At 49.2% G+C, this 20090-nt stretch carries 20 protein-coding genes; 15 read left to right on the forward strand and 5 right to left on the reverse strand.

Going from position 1 to position 20090, the window contains the following annotated elements:
• Positions 1–6 precede the first annotated feature (6 nt).
• From argB to HDCHBGLK_RS11690, 13 genes are all read left to right on the forward strand, one after another.
• Positions 7–906 carry an acetylglutamate kinase gene (gene argB / locus HDCHBGLK_RS11630; RefSeq protein WP_009248102.1) on the forward strand — a complete coding sequence of 300 codons (900 nt, stop codon included), beginning with the start codon at positions 7–9 and terminating at the stop codon, positions 904–906.
• Between the two features lie 2 nt (positions 907–908).
• On the forward strand, positions 909–2084 hold the full coding sequence (locus HDCHBGLK_RS11635) for an aspartate aminotransferase family protein (protein ID WP_004607003.1): 1176 nt from the start codon (positions 909–911) through the stop codon (positions 2082–2084).
• A gap of 56 nt (positions 2085–2140) precedes the next feature.
• Positions 2141–2572, forward strand: coding sequence for a DMT family transporter (locus HDCHBGLK_RS11640; protein WP_004607002.1), 432 nt, complete (start codon positions 2141–2143; stop codon positions 2570–2572).
• A 66-nt stretch (positions 2573–2638) separates the two neighbouring features.
• Entirely contained in the window at positions 2639–3247 is a 609-nt protein-coding gene (locus HDCHBGLK_RS11645; RefSeq protein ID WP_004607001.1) for a helix-hairpin-helix domain-containing protein, read from the forward strand.
• Between the two features lie 15 nt (positions 3248–3262).
• Positions 3263–3952: a response regulator transcription factor gene (locus HDCHBGLK_RS11650; protein ID WP_004607000.1), complete on the forward strand. Its 690-nt coding sequence runs from the start codon at positions 3263–3265 to the stop codon at positions 3950–3952.
• Positions 3953–4040: 88 nt separating this feature from the next.
• A complete protein-coding gene (locus HDCHBGLK_RS11655; RefSeq protein ID WP_009248099.1) occupies positions 4041–5375 on the forward strand; it encodes a sensor histidine kinase in 1335 nt (444 codons plus the stop codon).
• A gap of 16 nt (positions 5376–5391) precedes the next feature.
• Positions 5392–6318 (forward strand): GerMN domain-containing protein, encoded by a 927-nt coding sequence (locus HDCHBGLK_RS11660; protein ID WP_039909700.1) that lies wholly within the window; start codon positions 5392–5394, stop codon positions 6316–6318.
• The gene (locus HDCHBGLK_RS11665; RefSeq protein WP_004606997.1) at positions 6315–8540 is read left to right on the forward strand and encodes a DNA internalization-related competence protein ComEC/Rec2; all 2226 of its coding nucleotides are present in this window, start codon (positions 6315–6317) and stop codon (positions 8538–8540) included. The genes HDCHBGLK_RS11660 and HDCHBGLK_RS11665 overlap by 4 nt, the downstream gene beginning before the upstream one ends.
• A 127-nt stretch (positions 8541–8667) precedes the next feature.
• Positions 8668–9681 carry an alpha-hydroxy-acid oxidizing protein gene (locus HDCHBGLK_RS11670; protein ID WP_004606996.1) on the forward strand — a complete coding sequence of 338 codons (1014 nt, stop codon included), beginning with the start codon at positions 8668–8670 and terminating at the stop codon, positions 9679–9681.
• On the forward strand, positions 9681–10661 hold the full coding sequence (gene holA / locus HDCHBGLK_RS11675) for a DNA polymerase III subunit delta (RefSeq protein ID WP_004606995.1): 981 nt from the start codon (positions 9681–9683) through the stop codon (positions 10659–10661). Before HDCHBGLK_RS11670 ends, holA begins: the two co-directional genes overlap by 1 nt.
• A gap of 97 nt (positions 10662–10758) precedes the next feature.
• On the forward strand, positions 10759–12573 hold the full coding sequence (lepA, locus tag HDCHBGLK_RS11680; RefSeq protein ID WP_004606994.1) for a translation elongation factor 4: 1815 nt from the start codon (positions 10759–10761) through the stop codon (positions 12571–12573).
• Positions 12573–13664, forward strand: a complete 1092-nt coding sequence (gene hemW, locus HDCHBGLK_RS11685; protein ID WP_004606993.1) for a radical SAM family heme chaperone HemW — start codon at positions 12573–12575, stop codon at positions 13662–13664. The genes lepA and hemW overlap by 1 nt, the downstream gene beginning before the upstream one ends.
• Before the next feature lie 54 nt (positions 13665–13718).
• Positions 13719–14330, forward strand: a complete 612-nt coding sequence (locus HDCHBGLK_RS11690; protein WP_004606992.1) for a DNA-3-methyladenine glycosylase family protein — start codon at positions 13719–13721, stop codon at positions 14328–14330.
• Between the two features lie 27 nt (positions 14331–14357).
• Here the strand turns inward: HDCHBGLK_RS11690 and HDCHBGLK_RS11695 are convergent, their stop codons facing one another.
• Genes HDCHBGLK_RS11695 through HDCHBGLK_RS11715 form a run of 5 tightly spaced genes read right to left on the reverse strand, consistent with a single transcriptional unit; the run spans position 14358 to position 18072 of the window.
• Entirely contained in the window at positions 14358–14912 is a 555-nt protein-coding gene (locus HDCHBGLK_RS11695; protein ID WP_004606991.1) for a chromate transporter, read from the reverse strand.
• Entirely contained in the window at positions 14909–15460 is a 552-nt protein-coding gene (locus tag HDCHBGLK_RS11700; protein WP_009248095.1) for a chromate transporter, read from the reverse strand. The genes HDCHBGLK_RS11695 and HDCHBGLK_RS11700 overlap by 4 nt, the downstream gene beginning before the upstream one ends.
• Positions 15461–15483: 23 nt before the next feature.
• Positions 15484–15996, reverse strand: coding sequence for a DUF4364 family protein (locus tag HDCHBGLK_RS11705; protein ID WP_004606989.1), 513 nt, complete (start codon positions 15994–15996; stop codon positions 15484–15486).
• 2 nt (positions 15997–15998) lie between these two features.
• Positions 15999–16922 carry a TIGR01212 family radical SAM protein gene (locus HDCHBGLK_RS11710; RefSeq protein WP_004606988.1) on the reverse strand — a complete coding sequence of 308 codons (924 nt, stop codon included), beginning with the start codon at positions 16920–16922 and terminating at the stop codon, positions 15999–16001.
• Between the two features lies 1 nt (position 16923).
• Complete coding sequence (locus tag HDCHBGLK_RS11715; protein ID WP_004606987.1) at positions 16924–18072, reverse strand: NAD(P)-dependent malic enzyme; 1149 nt, start codon at positions 18070–18072, stop codon at positions 16924–16926.
• Between the two features lie 353 nt (positions 18073–18425).
• On the opposite strand from HDCHBGLK_RS11715, the gene rho reads away from it, so the two are divergent.
• Together rho and rpmE are read left to right on the forward strand one after the other, a co-directional pair.
• Entirely contained in the window at positions 18426–19763 is a 1338-nt protein-coding gene (gene rho / locus HDCHBGLK_RS11720; protein WP_009248092.1) for a transcription termination factor Rho, read from the forward strand.
• A 98-nt stretch (positions 19764–19861) separates the two neighbouring features.
• Complete coding sequence (gene rpmE, locus HDCHBGLK_RS11725; protein ID WP_004606984.1) at positions 19862–20065, forward strand: 50S ribosomal protein L31; 204 nt, start codon at positions 19862–19864, stop codon at positions 20063–20065.
• The last annotated feature ends 25 nt before the right edge of the window (positions 20066–20090 follow it).

Here is a 20090-nt window from a genome sequence, read left to right on the forward strand (position 1 = left end):
GATATCATGAATCAATCAATGCAGAAATATCTGGATAAGGCGGAGGTGCTGATTGAAGCCCTGCCATATATCCAAAGATTCAACCGGAAGATCATTGTGGTGAAGTATGGCGGAAGCGCCATGATAGATGAGGAACTCAAAGAACATGTCATCCAGGATGTGACTCTGCTGAAACTGGTAGGATTCAAGCCGATCATCGTACACGGCGGCGGCAAGGAGATAAGCAAGTGGGTTGGCAAGGTAGGCATGGAGCCGGAATTCGTCAACGGACTGCGGGTGACGGATGAAGCGACGATGGAACTGGCCGAGATGGTTCTCGGGAAAGTAAATAAAAGCCTGGTACAGCTGGTGGAAAGCCTGGGCGTGCGCGCGATTGGAATCAGCGGAAAAGACGGCGGATTGCTGAAGGTGGAAAAGAAACTGGCAGATGGCGAGGACATCGGATTCGTGGGGGATGTCAAAGAGGTGAATGCAGATATCCTTTATGACCTTCTGGAGAAGGATTTCCTTCCAATCGTATGCCCGGTGGGACTGGACGATGAATTTAATACATATAATATCAATGCGGATGATGCCGCGTGTGCCATCGCCAGAGCGGTAAAGGCGGAGAAACTAGCATTCCTTACGGATATCGAGGGCGTATATAAGGATCCGAAGGATCCGGATACCCTAATCTCGGAACTGCGAGTATCAGCAGGCAAACAGCTGATGGAGGAAGGTTATATCGGAGGCGGAATGCTCCCGAAGCTTCAGAACTGTATCGATGCCATCGAGAACGGCGTTTCCAGGGTGCATATCCTGGATGGAAGAATTCCTCACTGCCTGCTTCTCGAGATATTCACCAACAAAGGAATCGGGACGGCAATTTTAAATGATACTGAGGAAAAATATTATCACGGAGAATAGAAATGAATAAATATATAGAAGAAACAAACAGTGGACTTGTGCACACTTATAATCGCTTTCCGCTGGTGCTGGACCGGGGGGAGGGAGTCTATCTTTACGATGAAAAAGGCGGCAAATATCTGGACTTTGCAGGAGGCATAGCTGTATCCGGCCTGGGATATGGCTGCCAGGAATTAAATGATGCCCTGAAAAGCCAGATAGACAAGATGATTCACAGTTCCAACCTATACTATAATACGACCTGCGGACATGCGGCAGAAGAACTGAAGCGTATCAGCGGGATGGACAGGGTATTCTTTACCAACAGCGGGACAGAGGCCATTGAAGGCGCGCTGAAGGCAGCCAGGAAATACGCGTATAAAAAGCAGACCGGGCGGTATGAATTCATTGCAATGGAGAATTCATTTCATGGCAGGAGCATGGGCGCATTGTCGGTGACGGGAAGCGATGCTTACCGGGAACCCTTCGAGCCATTGGTTCCGGGCGTGTCGTTTGCAGAATTCAATAACCTTGACAGCGTCAAGGCTCTGGTGACCAGTCAGACTTGCGCGATTATCTTAGAGCCTCTCCAGGGAGAAGGTGGAATTAATGTTGCCACAGAAGAATTCATGGCCGGAATCCGAAAACTTTGCGACGATGAAGGCATACTGATGATCTGCGACGAGATTCAGTGCGGCATGGGACGGACCGGCGCTATGTTTGCCTACCAGTCTTATGGGACTAAGCCGGATATTATCGCTATGGCCAAGGCTATCGGAAGCGGCATGCCGGTAGGGGCATTTGCCATGACGGAAGAGGTGGCGGAGTTTTCTCTGGAGCCTGGGGATCATGGAACGACCTATGGGGGAAATCCGCTGGCCTGCATGGCAGTAAGCAAGACGATAGAAATCTTTGAGAAGAAAAATATGATCTCCCATGTGCAGGAAATTGGCGCCTATCTGGCAGAACAGCTGGAGAGGCTGGTGCAGGAAAAAGACTGCGTGATCGCGAGAAAAGGAAAAGGCCTGATTCAGGGAATCGAGATATCAAAGCCCGTAGGAGAAGTAACAAACGCCGCGCTTAAGGAAGGGCTTCTGGTTATCAGCGCCAGGGGAAACGTGATCCGTCTGGTTCCGCCTCTTGTGATAGAGAAGCAGCATGTGGATGAAATGATCGATAAATTGTCAAAAGTGCTATAGACATAAAAAAACAATCATTGGATATACTATCTACAGGAATGTAGGAGGTATATCTGATGATTGGTTTTTTTATTGCGCTTTTATCCGGGGCGCTGATGAGCGTCCAGGGAGTATTTAATACACAGGTTACAAAGACGACAGGCATGTGGGTGAGCAATGCATGGGTGCAGTTGAGCGCATTTGCGCTGTGCCTGGTGGCATGGCTGATCGCGGGGAGGGATAGTGTTACTACCCTGGCAAAAGTAGAGCCGAAATACGTCCTTTTAGGAGGCGTCATTGGGGCAGGCATTACCTGGACCGTAATTAAGAGCATGGAGCAGCTGGGGCCTGCCAAAGCGGCACTTCTCATCGTCATTTCACAGTTGATCGTCGCCTATGTGATAGAGCTTCTTGGCCTGTTCGGCGTGGATAAGGAGCCTTTGGAATGGCGCAAGATAATCGGCATGGTGATTGCACTGATTGGAGTTGCAATTTTCCAATGGAAATAGTACAATAACTTTATCTAGGCATAATCGGGGGATTTGCAGTTTCGACAGACTGTAAAGGAGTTTTTTATGCATAGAAATAGAATAAAAATGATATGTTTTACTATCGGTTTAATGATGGCGGTCCTCTTGGCCGGATGTTCCGGGAAACAGGATGCCAGGACTGTGGAACTGTCGGAGGCAAAAGAAGGCAGCGTTGCCGAAGAAAAAGAAGAAGAGACAGAAGATAGCGCCATCGAGGAAAACGAAGATATCTATGTACATGTATGCGGGGAGGTAAATCAACCGGGCGTATACTGCCTCCCGGCAGGCAGCAGGCTGTATGAGGCGATTGAGGCGGCTGGAGGGCTTAAGGAAGGTGCGGCGGCAGAATCTCTGAACCAGGCACAGGAGGCCAAGGATGGGCAGCAGATTTACGTTCCTTCTATAGAAGAGTCGTTAAAGGAAGGAGTATCTGGAGAGGGAGAACCGGCTGAGGCATCCGATGGAAAGATTAATCTTAATACAGCAGCCAAAGAGCAGCTGATGACCTTAACTGGAATCGGAGAGACTAAAGCAGCGGCAATCATCCGCTACCGGGAAGAGAACGGAGGCTTTCAGAGCATAGAGGAATTAATGGAAGTAGAAGGAATCAAGGAAGGCGTATTTAACAAAATCAAAGACCAGATCAAGATTTAATAAGGGAGATATGTAATGAGTAGACGAGTATTGGTTGTGGATGATGAAAAACTAATCGTAAAAGGCATCCGTTTCAGCCTGGAGCAGGATGGAATGGAGGTTGACTGCGCTTATGATGGGGAAGAGGCGCTGAAACTGGCGAAAGAGAATGCATATGATATGATACTTCTGGATATTATGCTGCCAAAGCATGATGGCTTTGAAGTGTGCCAGCAGATCCGGGAATTTTCCGATGTTCCGATTGTAATGCTGACTGCCAGGGGAGATGACATGGATAAGATACTGGGCCTGGAGTATGGGGCGGATGATTACATAACAAAGCCGTTTAACATCCTGGAAGTCAAGGCGCGTATCAAGGCAATCATGCGACGTACCAGTAAGAGAGATAAAGCCCAGCCGAATGACAAGATTATTATCAAGGGAGATATGAAGATAGACTGTGAAAGCAGAAGGGTATTCATTGGCGAGAAGGAAATTAATCTGACGGCCAAAGAGTTCGACCTGCTGGAACTGCTGGCTATGAATCCGAATAAGGTATACAGCCGGGAGAATCTGCTGAATATCGTATGGGGCTATGAGTATCCGGGAGATGCAAGAACAGTGGACGTACATATCCGGAGGCTGCGGGAGAAGATAGAGACGAATCCGAGCGATCCGAAGTACGTTTATACAAAATGGGGAGTTGGTTATTATTTCAGGGGTTAGGAAGTATTTTAAACACAGGGTATTCAGGAGTCTCCGCTTTCGGATTATCCTTCTGGTTATGCTGGCAGGGATTATTCCCGGGATAATCATGAAGGCGGTGATTCTGAACAGTTATGAGAAAAGGGCAGTAGATGTACGGACTGCAGAGATACAGAATCAATGTACAATTCTATGTAACCAGCTGAGTAATTCCAGTTACTTGGACGGTATTACATCCGAAGTGATCAAAAGCGAGCTGGTTCAGCTGTCCAATATTTACAATGGACGAGTCATGGTCATCGCAAATGATTTCCGAATTGCTGAAGATACATATGATATGGATAAGGGAAAGACCATCGTGTCGGAAGATGTCATCCAGTGCTTTCAAGGAAAGGGCACCAGTAATTATGATGCAAAAAACAAGTATATTGAGGTGACGTCGCCAATCCTGGATGGAAATACGGAGGATGTCACCGGAGTCATGCTGGTCAGCGTTTCTACGGATACCATCGTGGACAGCCTTGCCGTCCTGGATGGAAAGGCGAGCATTGTTGGCATTACCATAGGAGTGGTAATCCTGGTGCTGGCATCTCTTGCGGGGGTTGTTATGGTGAAGCCCTTCCAGCGCATCACGCGTTCTATATCGGCTGTGACGGAAGGATACGATGACAATTATCTCCATGAAAATGCCTATACTGAGACACAGCTGATCTCAGACGCATTCAATAAGATGCTGGGTAGGATGAGGGTTCTGGATGATTCCAGGAATGAATTCGTCTCCAATGTGTCCCATGAACTGAAGACGCCTCTTACATCCATGAAGGTACTTGCAGATTCCCTTCTGTCGCAGGAAGATGTTCCGGCCGAATTGTATAAGGAATTCATGGGAGACTTATCCGAAGAGATCGAGAGGGAGAATAAGATCATCAATGACCTGCTGTCTCTGGTTAAGATGGACAAGACGGCAAATACGCTGAATATTAAGTCGGAGAATATGAATACCCTGGTAGAAAAGATCCTGAAGCGGCTGCGTCCAATCGCGGCAACCCGGAATATTGAAGTGGTATTTGAAAGTTTCAGGCCGGTCACTGCAGAAGTAGATGAGATGAAGCTGTCTCTTGCAATTTCCAATCTGGTGGAAAATGCCATCAAGTACAATAAAGATGATGGCTGGATCCACGTATCTTTGAATGCGGATCATAAGTATTGCTACATCGAGGTGGCGGATTCCGGAATCGGAATTCCGGAAGAATCGGCGGAACATATCTTCGAGAGATTTTACCGCGTGGACAAGTCTCATTCCAGGGAGATCGGCGGAACCGGGCTGGGACTGGCCATTGCAAGAAGCGCTGTTTTGATGCACAGAGGAGCCATCAAGGTGTACAGCCAGCTGGGGGAAGGAACTACATTTACCATACGTATCCCATTGACATATGTATCATAGTTCGGAGGTAAGAGGTATGAAAAACAAATTTTGGTCCAGCCTGTGCGTAACGCTGTGTGTCCTTCTTCTTGCCGGGTGCGGAAAGGGAAAGGAGCCGGATGGCTCCGGCACGTATCTGTACTATGTGAACCAGAAAGGCACGGGGCTGGTTAAGGAATCCTATGAGTTCAAAGGCGATTCTGTGGAGGATGAGATTAAAGATGTGCTGAAAACAATGAAAAAAGAGCCCGACTCCATAGATTATAAAAGCGTGTTCCCCAAAGAGGTACGCATCAAGAACTGGACGCTGAATGATACCAAGCTGGATCTTCATTTTAATGGGAGCTATAAGGATATGCCGCTGGCATCTGAAGTGCTGCTTCGAGCGGCGGTAGTCCAGACGCTGGTACAGATTGCCGGCGTCGACTATATAGACTTTTTCATAGAGGATGAGCCGCTTACGGACAGGAACGGAAACCTGATCGGATACATGCGGGCCGAAGATTTTATACAGAATACGGGCTCGTCTTTGCATTCCTATCAACAGGGGGAACTGCGCCTTTATTTTGCCAATGACAAGGGCGATAAACTGGTGAGGGAGGATGTAAGCGTCCGGTATAATAGTAATATCTCCATCGAGAAACTGATCGTGGAGCAGTTGATAAAGGGGCCCTCATCGGATAAGGGAAAGCCGGCGATTCCGCCGGAAACGAAAGTTCTGGGGGTTTCGTTAAAAGACAGCATCTGCTATGTGAACCTGGATGAAGGGTTTCTCAACAACGCCTATGTGCTAAATCCCAGGCTTACGGTGTATTCCATTGTCAATTCGGTGATAGACGGTGGCAATTCCAGCAGGGTACAGATATCCATCAATGGAGAATCCGATATCAAGTATATGGACAGCATTGATCTAAGCAAGCCTTTGTCCAGAGACCTGGATATTGTGGAGGAGAGTGGAAAATGAAAAACAGGCCGCTGTTATGTACATGCCTGATACTGCTGGCGGGGGTCATCTTAAGCGTTTTCGCGGGAGGCAGCGCGCTGATCCGCCAACTGCGGCCCTCCCCGCTGGAAATACACGCGAAGCAGGGAGAGGTGCTTGCCATTACGGGCCAGGCATATAAGATTGAGAAAAAAGAGAAGCATCAGGCAGTCTATCTAAAGAATAATTCTATTTTACAAATTCAAAAAGATCAGAAACAGTCGTTTCAAGAACCCAATTTTATTCTATATACAGATCCCGAAATACAGATACATATAGGCAATGCCATAAGGGCTACAGGAGAACTGTCCTTTTTCCAAAATGCCCGCAATCCGGGGAACTTTGACCAGAAACTCTATTATCAGAGACAGGCCATACATGGATTGGCCTGGGCCAAAGAGGTGGAAGTCGCGGACGACTCCGTCTGGAAGATCAGGGACTGGCTGGCCGGATTCCGCAGCCAGTGGAAGAAGGCCCTGATCGAGGCCTTGGGGGAGAAGGATGGCAATGTCCTAAGCGCAATGATGCTGGGAGAAAAGTCGGAGATGGATCCGGACACGAAGGAACTGTATCAGGCGAGCGGAATCGGGCATATCCTGGCCATCTCCGGGCTTCACCTGTCCTTTATCGGTATCGGAGCGTACCGAATCTTTAGAAGGATGACAGGCTCCTATACGGCAGGAGGCATTGCGGGCATTCTGCTTCTGGTCCTATATGTCATGATGATCGGGTTTACGGTATCCGCTGTCCGTGCCCTGGTCATGTTCTTATTCCGGGTGGGCGCGGATATGACGGGACGACATTATGACCCGCCTACAGCGCTTGCGGCAGCTGCTGCGGCTGTCCTTTTATGGAGGCCGCTTAGCCTGTATGACGGAGGCTTCTGGCTGTCCTTTGGCGCGGTATTTGCCGTGATCATCGTCCTCCCCATCTTCAAGGGGCTGCCGGTGCAAGGATTCTGGGCAAGCGTGAGCATCAACCTTACGATACTTCCTGCCATGTTATTCTATTTCTTTGAATTTCCGTCCTATTCCCTACTCCTGAACCTGTTCGTAATCCCCTTGATGTCTGCCATGCTGTTCCTGGGCTTGCTGGGAAGCGCGGCGTACGCGGCAGGCATTCCTATAGCCGTCTTTGGGCTTAAGATATGCAAGGCAATTCTCTGGTTTTATGAGAAATGCTGTGAGATTGGCATGGGCATACCCAGGGCGCGTATGATTGCAGGAAAGCCCCGGTTGTGGCAGATCGCGGCTTACTATATCTTGCTGGCGGCAGCCCTGGTATTCCTTAGGCGGTTGCGCCGGAAAGAAAAAAAGAAAGCCTCCGGAATGGAAACTGCGGGCAGGATAAGAATCATACCATTGCTTGCCCTTGCCGCCGGAATTTTCATACTGACATTCCGGTTCGGAGAAGCAGGAAGACTGTCGGTGACGATATTGGATGTGGGGCAGGGAGACGGGATATTCATCCAAGGCCCGGCTGGCGGGACCTATCTGATTGACGGAGGAAGCAGCGATATAAAGAAGGTAGGGCAATACCGGATAGAGCCATTCCTCAAATCCCGTGGAGTGGGGAAGTTGGATTATGTCCTGATATCCCACGGTGACAGCGACCATATAAACGGCGTGGCAGACCTCATTGAGCGCAGAAGGATCGGCATAGAGATAGGCACCCTGGTACTGCCGATGCGGGAGGTGTGGGATGAGGCTCTTTGCAGTCTTGCCGATATGGCGGGCCGGGCAGGGATACAAGTGGCGGCAATAGGACCGGGACAAGGCATCCAGGAGAAGGATATGTCCTTATCCTGCATACAGCCGGCAAAAGGAGATGATATTTTGCCAGGCAATGAGGCATCCATGGTTCTATCCCTCTCAAGCGGGAAGTTCGATATGCTGCTGACCGGGGACGTGGAAGGGGATGGGGAAGAACTGCTGACAGAACGCCTGACAAGAAAGGAGCAGGCCCGGACTTGGGAGGTGCTGAAAGTGGCACACCATGGATCCGGGAATTCTACGAGCGAACTCTTCCTTCAAGGTGTTCAACCGGCATTTGCTATCATATCCGCAGGGGAGCAGAACAGCTATGGGCATCCCCATCAGGAGACGCTTTCTCGTCTTAAGGAAAGGGGAACGCAGATTTATTCTACCCAGGACAAAGGCGCGGTTATGATAGAAGTCAAGGATGGGAAAATGACCATCTACTGAAAATTGGAAAATCTGGGGTAGAAAAATAGTTTTCTTATACCAGACTGGTAGTTGAATTTGAGGGAAAAAAACAGTATACTTCTAAGAAGAGATGAAAACAGACAGATAGGAAAAGAGGGAACTAAAAATGACTTATGAAGAGGTATTAAGCAATGCCAAAACTTGTATGGGAGAATTCTGCAAGGCTTGTCCGGTATGCAATGGCAAGGCGTGCAGCAACAAAGTGCCGGGACCGGGCTCAAAAGGGAGCGGGACGGTGGCAATCCGCAACTATGACAAGTGGCAGGAACTGTGTATAAATATGGATACTATCTGTGAGAATAAACCGCTGGACCTGACATCTGAGATCTTTGGCAGAACATTCAAGTATCCAATCTTTGCGGCACCGATTGGCGCCATGAAGCTTCATTATGGAGACAAGTATGATGATCTGGAATATAATGATATCCTGGTATCGTCCTGTGCGGACGCGGGGATTGCAGCATTTACCGGAGACGGAACCAATCCGGCGGTAATGGAAGGCGCAGCCAGAGCAATCAAGCAGAAGGACGGAAACGGCATTCCGACCGTAAAGCCATGGGATATCAATACACTGAAAGAAAAACTTGCGATGATCAAGGATGCAGGATCTTTTGCAGTGGCTATGGATATTGACGCGGCAGGGCTTCCATTCCTCAAGAACCTGACACCTCCGGCAGGAAGCAAGACAGTGGAAGAACTTCGCGAGATCGTGAAGGAGGCAGAAGTGCCATTCATCATCAAGGGCATCATGACGGTAAAGGGCGCGCTGAAGGCAAAAGAAGCAGGAGCGGCAGCGATCGTCGTATCCAATCATGGCGGGCGCGTGCTCGACCAGTGCCCGGCTACGGCAGAGGTGCTGGCAGAGATTGCAGATGCAGTGGGAAATGATATGAAGATTCTGGTAGACGGCGGTATCCGTTCCGGCGTGGATATCTTTAAGGCATTGGCGCTTGGCGCAGATGCGGTGCTCATTGGACGTCCGTTCGTAACCGCGGTATATGGCGGAGGCGCCGAAGGGGTTGCTGCCTATACGGCAAAACTGGCGGCAGAACTGGAAGACACTATGGCAATGTGCGGCGCGCACAGCCTTTCTGAGATATCAAGAGATATGGTAAGGTAATGAAAAGTTTAAACGAAGATATTAAGACAGGACAATTCAAGCCGGCCTACCTCCTCTATGGGGAGGAGGCCTATTTAAAAAAGCAGTATAAGGATAAGCTTACAAAAGCCATGCTTCCGGAAAGCGACACCGTGAACTATGCTTACTATGAAGGGAAAGGCACGAACCCGGCGGAACTGATCGATCTGGCTGAGACAATGCCGTTTTTTGCAGACCGCAGGCTGATCGTGGTGGAGAACTCTGGCTTCTTTAAAAACGCGACTCCAGAACTTGCGGATTATATTAAGAATATGCCAGAGACGGCATGTTTTATTTTTGTGGAAAGCGAAGTAGACAAGCGTGGCAAGATGTACAAGGCCGTCAAGGACAAGGGGCGGGCCGTGGAGATGGGCCGTCAGGACGAGAAGACGCTTCTGTATTGGCTGGCCGGGATGGTTAAAAAGGAAGGAAAGCAGATCAAAGAGTCCACTGCCAGGTATCTGGTGGCCAAAACCGGGACGGATATGGAGAATCTGGAAAAAGAGATGGAGAAACTCTTTTCTTATACGCTTGGACAGACGGAGATTACCGTACAGGATGTAGATGAGATCTGCACCACGCAGGTTACCAATAAGATCTTCGACATGGTGGAAGCAGTAGCCGCAAAGCAGCAGAAGCAGGCGCTGGATTATTATTATGACCTGCTGGCGCTGAAAGAACCCCCCATGCGGATCCTGTATCTACTTGCCCGCCAGTTCAAACTGCTGATGGAAGTAAAGGATTTGTCGGGACGCGGGTATGATAAGCCGCAGATCGCGAAGACGGCAGGCCTTCATCCTTTTGTTGCAGGCAAGTATATAAAACAGTGCCGCAGCTTCTCCAAAGAAGAATTAAGAAGCATCATGGAAGAAGCGGCGAATACGGAAGAAATGGTGAAGACCGGGCGGCTGAACGACAGGATGAGCGTGGAACTTTTCATTGTAAAATATAGTTCCCCGTGATATACTGGACGCATGGCAGCGGGCAGGACAGGCAGGTGTCTTCATAAGTATGTCCGCTGGAACTTCGAGAAATATACAGCTAAGGGGAAGGATATAAGTGGCAGGAATAGATCAAAGCAGAATTCGTAATTTTTGTATTATCGCGCATATAGATCATGGAAAATCTACGCTGGCAGACAGGATTATAGAGAAGACAGGCCTTCTTACCAGCAGGGAGATGCAGTCCCAGGTATTGGATAATATGGAACTGGAACGAGAGCGGGGCATTACCATCAAGGCCCAGGCTGTTCGTACCGTCTATCAGGCCAAGGATGGGGAAGAATATATCTTCAATCTTATTGATACGCCGGGACATGTAGATTTTAACTATGAGGTATCCAGAAGCCTGGCAGCCTGCGACGGCGCCATTCTCGTGGTGGATGCGGCCCAGGGAGTGGAGGCACAGACACTTGCCAACGTCTATCTGGCGCTGGATCACGATCTGGATGTCATGCCGGTGATCAACAAGGTAGATCTGCCAAGCGCAGAACCAGAGCGTGTCATCGAAGAGATCGAAGACGTGATCGGCATTGAGGCAACGGATGCGCCGCAGATATCGGCAAAGACAGGACTGAATATAGACCAGGTGCTGGAGCAGATCGTGGAGAAGATCCCTGCGCCCCAGGGGGACCCAAAAGCGCCTCTTAAGGCGCTGATATTCGATTCCCTGTATGATTCTTACAAGGGCGTCATTGTCTTTTGCAGGATTAAGGAAGGCAGCGTAAAGAAAGGCACGCCGATTCAGATGATGGCAACAGGCGCAAAGGCGGAAGTCGTGGAAGTAGGCTACTTCGGGGCCGGACAGTTCATTCCTTGCGACGAGTTGAATGCCGGAATGGTAGGCTATATTACTGCAAGCCTTAAGAATGTGAAGGATACGCGGGTAGGCGATACCATCACGGATGCATCCCGGCCATGCGACAAGCCTCTGCCGGGCTATAAAAAGGTCAATCCCATGGTGTACTGCGGCATGTATCCGGCGGACGGGGCGAAGTACCCGGATCTTAGGGACGCGCTGGAGAAACTGCAGCTCAATGACGCATCCCTGCAGTTTGAGCCGGAGACATCCATAGCGCTGGGATTCGGATTCCGCTGCGGCTTCCTGGGACTTCTGCATCTGGAGATTATCCAGGAGCGTCTGGAGAGAGAGTATAATCTGGATCTGGTAACCACGGCGCCGGGGGTTATCTATAAAGTATATAAGACCAACGGGGAAGTGATCGAACTGACGAATCCCTCCAATCTTCCTGACCCGTCGGAGATCGAATATATGGAAGAGCCTATGGTAAAGGCAGAGATTATGGTGACTTCCGAGTTCATCGGCGCGATCATGGATCTGTGCCAGGAGCGGCGTGGTATCTATGAAGGAATGGAGTATATCGAAGAAACCCGTGCGGTGCTTCGGTATCATCTGCCCTTGAATGAGATTATCTATGACTTCTTTGATGCACTGAAGTCTCGTTCCAGAGGCTATGCCTCTTTTGATTATGAGATGGACGGCTACGTGCAGTCGAATCTGGTGAAACTGGATATTCTGATCAACAAGGAGGAGGTAGATGCCCTTTCCTTTATCATTCATGCGGATACGGCTTATGAGCGGGGCCGCAAGATGTGTGAGAAACTGAAGGAAGAGATTCCGAGGCAGCTCTTCGAGATTCCAATCCAGGCGGCGATCGGAAGCAAGATTATAGCAAGAGAGACGGTAAAGGCTATGCGAAAGGATGTGCTTGCCAAGTGCTATGGCGGTGACATCAGCCGGAAGCGAAAACTTCTGGAGAAGCAGAAGGAAGGCAAGAAGCGCATGCGGCAGGTAGGCAACGTGGAGATCCCGCAGAAAGCCTTTATGAGCGTATTAAAGTTGGATGATAAATAATGAGACCATTAGAATTATATATTCATATTCCATTTTGCATCAGTAAATGTAAATATTGTGATTTCCTGTCCGCGCCTTCGAAAGAGGGAGAGCGGCAGAAGTATGTGAAAAGCCTTTGCAAGCGGATCCGTTCTTATGGGACGCTGGCAGAGGCTTATCATGTTGTAAGCATATTTATAGGAGGAGGAACCCCCTCCCTTCTTGATCCAGTACAGATATCTGCCATATTTCACGCGGTCCGGGAGACGTTCATGGTGGACAAGGATGCAGAGATTACCATTGAGATGAATCCGGGAACGGTATCCCCGGAGAAGCTGATAGCATATCGCCAGGCCGGAATCAGCCGCCTTAGCATCGGTCTGCAGTCCATCCGGAACGAAGAATTAGAGGTGCTGGGTAGAATCCACACATTTGAGGAGTTTCTTCATACCTACGAGATGGCAAGAAGAGAGGGATTTGGAAATATTAACATTGACCTGATGTCCGGGATACCGTTCCAAACCCTGAACGGATGGAAGGAAAGCCTGAAAAGGGTGGCAGACCTTGAGCCGGAGCATATCTCAGCCTACAGTCTGATCATCGAAGAGGGAACTCCTTTCTATGAGCGTTACCGGGATGCAAGGCATGAGGAAGAACTGCCGGATGAGGAGACGGAGCGCCAGATGTATCATCATACCAGGGAAATACTTGGGGCGTATGGCTATCGAAGGTATGAGATATCCAACTACGCAAAAGAAGGCTATGAATGCAGGCACAATCTTGGCTACTGGAACCGGACGGAATATCTGGGCATCGGAACCGGCGCAGCTTCCTTGATCGGTAACAGGAGATGGAGCGAAGGAGAGGAGCCGGAGGCATTAAGCCGGGAAAATCAGATGGAAGAGTATATGTTTCTGGGACTTCGCAAGATGGAAGGCGTTACAAAGTCAGAATTCCTGAAAGAATTTGGCTGTACCATGGAGAGCAAGTATAGCCATGTGCTTAAGCGGATGTATGCCGAAGGCTTGATGGAGGAATCAGGGGATTATGTAAGGCTTACCGACCAGGGGATTGATATCAGCAATTATGTGATGAGTGAATTTTTGTTCTGATCATGAGTGTTCTCAGGATCCGTAAAAGAAAATGCAAGATAAGGAGACAGACGGATGTATTTTGAATATGGTGATACAGAGATTGAATACCTGAAAAGAAAGGATAAGAAATTAGGAGAAGCCATTGATCATATCGGACACATCTACCGGGAGGTGGACGCAGATATCTTCCAGTCAGTAGTGCACCAAATCATAGGCCAGCAGATATCCAATGCAGCTCTGGCTACCGTGTGGGGGAGATTCAGGAATATGGTGGGAGAAGTGACGCCGCAGGCGGTCTTAAAGTACCAGGCGGAGGAACTAAAAGGTCTGGGGATGTCGTTTAGAAAGGCTGAGTATATCCGGAATTTTGCCGAAAAAGTCTGTCAGGGAGAACTGGATTTGGAGGAGTTGTGCCAGATGGATGACCAGAAGGTGATCAAGACCCTGTCATCCTTGAGGGGGATTGGCGTATGGACCGCCGAGATGCTTCTCATCTTCTGCATGCAGAGGCCTGACGTGCTTAGTTATGGAGACGGCGCGATTCTGAAAGGAATGCAGATTCTGTACCATCACCGGAAGATGGATAAAAATCTGTTTGAGAAGTACCGAAAGAGATACAGCCCATATGGGTCGGTGGCAAGCCTGTACCTTTGGGCGATTGCCGGCGGAGCCCTGGAGGGCTGATAGTTGGGCGGCTCTTTTTGCCTATATTTAAATTTTCAGAACGATTCCAATGACTGCTCCGGCCAGGATCCACAAAATGGGATGCAGTTTTCCCAGTTTCTTTACCTGTAGGAGCAGGAAGGTTCCAAGGCATATGACGACGCTAGTTACGTTGATATGCAAAGAACCATTCACGGTAGATACCAGGGCGATCTTTAACAGTTCCCATACCGCGTAGCCAATCAAGGCGGCCACGGTAGGGCGGATGCCATAGAATACGGCCTTTACCGTAGGATTCTCGCTGAAATTCTCCAGGAACCTTGCGATGATCACGATAATAATCAGAGCAGGCGCCGTCAGCGCCAGGGTTGCCACCAGCGCGCCTGGGATGCCGGCTACGCTGTATCCGGCAAAGGTAGCCATGTTGATGCCCACCGGGCCGGGAGTGCTCTCGCTGATTGCCACCATGTTGGCCAGATCGCTGGCAGTGTACCAGTTGTATTTTGTGGTCAGGTCCATAAGGAATGGAAGGGTGGCCATGCCGCCTCCAATGGAGAACAGGCCGATTTTAAAGAATTCAAATGCCAGTGTCAGATAAATCATGATTCTTTCCGCCCCCCAATCTTTTTGATGACGACTCCCGCGATTCCCGCCAGGATGACGATGGCGGCGGTAGGAACGGGAGTGAAGCATGCCAGCAGAAATGCTGCGACAAATAGCAGAGCGCCCAGCTTATCCACGATTCCTTTCTTTGCCATGGTGACTACGGTATTCAGCATCAGCGCGCAGACGATGATCCGAATGCCTGCCAGAGCATGAAGGACGACAGGAAGATGGATGAAGTTCTGCAAGATGGATGCTGCTAGGCAGATGATGATAATGGAGGGAGAGATGACGCCCAAGGTGCCAAATACGCCGCCCAGGAATCCAGCCTGCCTGTAGCCCACATAGGTGGCAGTATTGACGGCGATAATGCCGGGCGTGCACTGCCCGATCGCGTACATATCCAGCAGTTCCTCGTCGGTACACCATTTTCTGGCTTCCACCACTTCCCTCTGGAGCATGGGAAGCATGGCAAGCCCTCCTCCGAACGTAAGGCCGCCAATTTTAAAGAAACTGATATAGAGTTCAGCCATTTTTTTTAATTTCATAATAATACCTCGCTGCTTGACTTTCAAAGTAGATTAGACATGATCAAGGCATAAACTTCCTGATTCTTTTTCGCCCAGTTGTTGGCGATCGTCTCAGCCTCGGCCTGTGTGGGAACAGACAGCGTCAGATCGATCAGAGGAGTATCATGCTCAATGACCTGGCAGCGGACAGAATATTCCATGTTGGAATTCCGGTAATAGTCTGACTTGACGGCCACTTCATTTTTCAATTCATATTGCTTTTCCTTCAGGAAAGTATCGATATCTTCCTGAATAGCAGGAGAGATATCATTTTTGAAGAAATGTATCGTCTGTGCCCCTTCTTCCGTGAGGTGGTAGAAGGTACGGCTGTGGGTGGATTCTTCATGAATGAAGCCGGAGCCGATCAGTTCTGATATTGCCTGCTGGAGCTTAAAGTAGGTAGTATAGCCCTCATCCAGGATAAATTCCGATATCTGGGAATTGGTCAGGGGGAAGTCTACCTTGTTCAGCATATAGAGTATGATTAGTTTGTATAATGTAAAAGATTTGGCCATTGTTACAACTCCTTTCCTTGCCAGATGTCCTGCTTTTTTAAGTATGCCTGCATCTGGTTCAATACCTGGCGCTTATTCCCTGTCCATAAGGGGGCTATCAGGAGTGACTTGGGACCGTCTCCGGTCAGCCGGTGTATGACGATATCCGGGCTAAGAGCACACAGGCATTGGCCTAGGATTCCAAAATACTCTTCCATGGAAGGGAGGTAGAATGGATGCTTTTCATAATAGCCTGCAAGGTCCGTATTCTTTAGTATGTGCAGCAGCTGGAACTTCATGCCTTGTATGTTCTGGCAGTTCAGATACCGCACCGTGCGCAGCATCATTTCCATATCTTCGCCGGGAAGGCACAGGATTGTATGGACAATTACGTCAATGTTCAGCAGACGCAGGCGGGATACGGCCTGCTCAAATACCGAAAGATCATATCCTCTGCGGATGAAGCGGGCTGTATCAGGATGGATTGTCTGGAGGCCTAATTCAATCCAGACAGGCTTGATCTGGTTTAGTTCATCCAGAAGCTTAAGCACATCCTCTCCAAGGCAATCCGGCCTTGTGGCAATGGAGAGTATCTTTACCTCGGGATGCCTGATAGCCTCCATGAACATATCGCGTAAATAGGCAATTGGCGCATAAGTGTTGGTGTATGCCTGGAAGTAGGCAATATAGGAGGTGCCTGGATGTTTGGCGGCAACCTGCCTTTTTCCCTGCTCGATCTGTTCCGTAATGGATAACTTGCGGTCAGATGCAAAATCGCCAGAACCGCCGGCGCTGCAGAATACGCAGCCCCGGCGTCCCAGCGTGCCGTCACGGTTAGGGCAGGTCATGCCTCCGTCCATAGAGATCTTATATAGTTTTTCTCCATAAGTATTCTTAAGGTAATGATCCAGAGAGTAGTATCTCTTATCACCCCAGCGTTTGACCATACTAAATCAGTTCCTTTACTGCCTGGCTGACAACATCTGCAACGCGCGGATCAAAGGCTTCCGGCAGAATGTTGTCTTCGTTTAGCTCGTCTTTTGGAATCAGCCCCGCAATCGCCTTTGCGGTAGCCAGCTTCATCTCTTCTGTGATCCTGGTGGCGCGTCCTTCCAGAGCACCCTTAAAGATTCCGGGGAATGCCACTACATTGTTGACCTGGTTCGGGAAGTCGGAACGACCCGTTCCCACAACTTTTGCACCGGCTTCTTTGGCAAGATCCGGCATGATCTCCGGAACGGGATTGGCCATGGCAAAAAGAATGGAATCCTTATTCATGGAAGCCACCATCTCCTTGGTGACAATGTTGGGGGCGGAGACGCCCACGAAGATGTCGGCACCTTCCAAGGCGTCGCTGAGAGTTCCCTTCCTGCCTTCCAGATTGGTTACCTCCACCATCTTTTCCTGCATCCAGTTCAGATGCGGGGACTCCTTGCTGAGGATTCCATTGATATCGCACATAGTGATATGCCTGAAGCCGTAAGTAAGAAGCAGCCTGGTGATGGCGACTCCTGCGGAACCGGCGCCATTTACCACGACCTTGGCCTCTTCTTTGTTCTTGCCTGTGACCTTCATGGCATTGATGATGCCCGCAAGAACGACGATGGCCGTGCCGTGCTGGTCATCATGAAAGACGGGGATATCCAGCAGTTCTTTTAGACGCTCTTCAATCTCGAAGCAGCGGGGAGCGCTGATGTCTTCCAGATTGATGCCGCCGAACGCGGGGGCGATGTTGACGACCGTGCGGATGATCTCTTCCGTATCCTGGGTGTCCAGGCAGATAGGAAATGCATTAACGCCGCCAAATTCTTTAAACAGTACGGCCTTTCCTTCCATGACCGGCATAGCGGCATGCGCGCCGATGTTGCCAAGTCCGAGCACCGCGCTCCCATCGGAGACGACGGCTACCGTGTTTGACTTTATGGTATAGGTATAAGCAGCCTCTTTATTGTTGGCAATGGCCTTGCAGGGTTCCGCAACGCCAGGAGTGTAGGCAATAGACAGATCCTCGCGGGAATGCACATGGGATTTTGCGGTCGTTTCGATCTTTCCATGCCATTCCTCATGCATTTTCAGTGCTTTTTCATTTGTTGTCATAGGATTACCACCTCTTTTATTTTCTTCTTATTAATAAGTTTTATAAGTCCGTATTTTTTATAATAGCATTCCTTTAGCCTCAAATCAATAAAGTTTCGGGAAAGTTTTGAGGAGGGGCAGGATAAGAAAAGGGGGGGGCGGCGGAAACGGGAAAACCCGGGATTATGTCGCGATTTTTTGTATTTTGTCATAAAAACTCGGATATAACATGGTTTAAAAAGAGGCGAATTATAAAGAAATACTTTTAAAATCAAGATTATTGTAGTATAATACTTTCATATTTCAGATGAGTCAAGTCAGACTGGTGTTCCCGATATAGATAATTTTGGTGAATATGAAAGGAATAAATGATGATGAGAGAAAAGTATGAATCACTGCCTTTAGCTACGTTAAAAGATCTTGCAAAAGCAAGAAGGCTCAAAGGCATATCTACGATGAAGAAGGCAGAGCTTATTGAGCGCATGCTGGAAGAAGATGAGAAGGAAAAGCAGGCTTCCAAGGAGACGGTAAAAGAGATGTCTGCCAATACCGGAGATAAGGAGATCCATGACATTGACAGGCTGGACAGCGGAGTGATCGCCCATGGCATCCTGGAAGTGCTTCCGGACGGATATGGATTCATCAGAAGCGCTAACTATCTGCCGGGAGAGAATGACGTCTATGTATCCCCATCCCAGATACGCAAGTTCAACCTTAAGACGGGAGACATCTTGGAAGGCCATACCAGGATTAAGACGCAGCAGGAGAAGTTCAGCGCCCTGCTCTATCTGACCAGGATCAATGAGATGGACCCGATGAAGGCCATGCGCCGAACCAATTTTGAAGATATGACCCCGATCTTCCCGGATGAAAGGCTGCGGCTGGAGTGTGGAAGGACAAGCACCGCCATGCGGATCGTTGACCTCCTGTCGCCGATCGGAAAGGGACAGAGGGGAATGATCGTATCCCCGCCAAAGGCCGGAAAGACGACGTTGCTTAAGCAGGTAGCCCTGTCTGTCCGTCAGAACAATCCGGAGATTCATCTGCTGATCCTTCTTATTGACGAGCGGCCGGAAGAAGTTACGGATATTAAAGAAGCCATTGAGGGAGAGAATGTGGAAGTCATCTATTCTACGTTTGATGAACTTCCGGAACATCATAAAAGAGTGTCAGAGATGGTGATCGAGCGGGCGAAGCGCCTGGTAGAGCACAAAAAAGACGTCATGATCCTTTTGGACAGCATTACCAGGCTTGCAAGGGCTTACAACCTGACGGTACCGCCATCAGGAAGAACCTTGTCCGGCGGTCTTGATCCTGCGGCCCTCCATATGCCGAAGCGGTTCTTTGGAGCGGCAAGAAATATGCGCGAGGGCGGAAGCCTTACCATATTGGCAACTGCGCTGGTTGATACCGGCAGCAAGATGGACGATGTAGTGTATGAGGAGTTTAAAGGAACGGGTAATATGGAACTGGTGCTGGACCGTAAATTGTCTGAAAAGCGGGTGTTCCCTGCAATTGATATACCCAAGTCAGGAACCAGAAGAGAGGACCTGCTGCTTAGCAGGGAAGAACAGGAGGCAGTGGAGACCATGCGCCGGGCGCTGAATGGTATGCGCGCGGATGAAGCCGTGGACAATATCCTGAATATGTTTACCCGGACCCGCAATAATGAGGACCTGATACAATTAGTAAAAAAGACAAAATTTATCTAGACAAGGCCGCGCTTTTATGATACAATGACAACGCTGTTTAGATAACGAACATTTATCGCACATCGTGCATGTGACAAAATAAAGAAGAGGTGAAAATCATGAAAGAAGGAATACATCCAGCATATCATCAGGCAACAGTAACTTGTAACTGTGGCAACACATTCGTAACAGGATCTACAAGCGAAGACATCCACGTAGAAATCTGTTCCAAATGCCATCCGTTCTATACAGGACAGCAGAAAGCTGCTCAGGCTCGTGGCCGTGTTGATAAGTTCAATAAGAAATACGGAATGGACAAATAGTTTCACAAGTATCGGGTTGAGGTTG

It is taken from the genome of [Clostridium] scindens ATCC 35704, from assembly GCF_004295125.1.
GTDB classification, from domain to species: Bacteria; Bacillota; Clostridia; order Lachnospirales; family Lachnospiraceae; genus Clostridium_AP; species Clostridium_AP scindens.

What these genes read in the sequence shown, in the direction of transcription:
- argB (WP_009248102.1), top strand. Translation starts at nt 7, where the DNA reads ATGAATCAATCAATGCAGAAATATCTGGATAAGGCGGAGGTGCTGATT.
- HDCHBGLK_RS11635 (WP_004607003.1), top strand. Translation starts at nt 909, where the DNA reads ATGAATAAATATATAGAAGAAACAAACAGTGGACTTGTGCACACTTAT.
- HDCHBGLK_RS11640 (WP_004607002.1), top strand. Translation starts at nt 2,141, where the DNA reads ATGATTGGTTTTTTTATTGCGCTTTTATCCGGGGCGCTGATGAGCGTC.
- HDCHBGLK_RS11645 (WP_004607001.1), top strand. Translation starts at nt 2,639, where the DNA reads ATGCATAGAAATAGAATAAAAATGATATGTTTTACTATCGGTTTAATG.
- HDCHBGLK_RS11650 (WP_004607000.1), top strand. Translation starts at nt 3,263, where the DNA reads ATGAGTAGACGAGTATTGGTTGTGGATGATGAAAAACTAATCGTAAAA.
- HDCHBGLK_RS11655 (WP_009248099.1), top strand. Translation starts at nt 4,041, where the DNA reads ATGAAGGCGGTGATTCTGAACAGTTATGAGAAAAGGGCAGTAGATGTA.
- HDCHBGLK_RS11660 (WP_039909700.1), top strand. Translation starts at nt 5,392, where the DNA reads ATGAAAAACAAATTTTGGTCCAGCCTGTGCGTAACGCTGTGTGTCCTT.
- HDCHBGLK_RS11665 (WP_004606997.1), top strand. Translation starts at nt 6,315, where the DNA reads ATGAAAAACAGGCCGCTGTTATGTACATGCCTGATACTGCTGGCGGGG.
- HDCHBGLK_RS11670 (WP_004606996.1), top strand. Translation starts at nt 8,668, where the DNA reads ATGACTTATGAAGAGGTATTAAGCAATGCCAAAACTTGTATGGGAGAA.
- holA (WP_004606995.1), top strand. Translation starts at nt 9,681, where the DNA reads ATGAAAAGTTTAAACGAAGATATTAAGACAGGACAATTCAAGCCGGCC.
- hemW (WP_004606993.1), top strand. Translation starts at nt 12,573, where the DNA reads ATGAGACCATTAGAATTATATATTCATATTCCATTTTGCATCAGTAAA.
- HDCHBGLK_RS11690 (WP_004606992.1), top strand. Translation starts at nt 13,719, where the DNA reads ATGTATTTTGAATATGGTGATACAGAGATTGAATACCTGAAAAGAAAG.
- HDCHBGLK_RS11695 (WP_004606991.1), bottom strand. Translation starts at nt 14,912, where the DNA reads ATGATTTATCTGACACTGGCATTTGAATTCTTTAAAATCGGCCTGTTC.
- HDCHBGLK_RS11700 (WP_009248095.1), bottom strand. Translation starts at nt 15,460, where the DNA reads ATGAAATTAAAAAAAATGGCTGAACTCTATATCAGTTTCTTTAAAATT.
- HDCHBGLK_RS11705 (WP_004606989.1), bottom strand. Translation starts at nt 15,996, where the DNA reads ATGGCCAAATCTTTTACATTATACAAACTAATCATACTCTATATGCTG.
- HDCHBGLK_RS11710 (WP_004606988.1), bottom strand. Translation starts at nt 16,922, where the DNA reads ATGGTCAAACGCTGGGGTGATAAGAGATACTACTCTCTGGATCATTAC.
- HDCHBGLK_RS11715 (WP_004606987.1), bottom strand. Translation starts at nt 18,072, where the DNA reads ATGACAACAAATGAAAAAGCACTGAAAATGCATGAGGAATGGCATGGA.
- rho (WP_009248092.1), top strand. Translation starts at nt 18,426, where the DNA reads ATGAGAGAAAAGTATGAATCACTGCCTTTAGCTACGTTAAAAGATCTT.
- rpmE (WP_004606984.1), top strand. Translation starts at nt 19,862, where the DNA reads ATGAAAGAAGGAATACATCCAGCATATCATCAGGCAACAGTAACTTGT.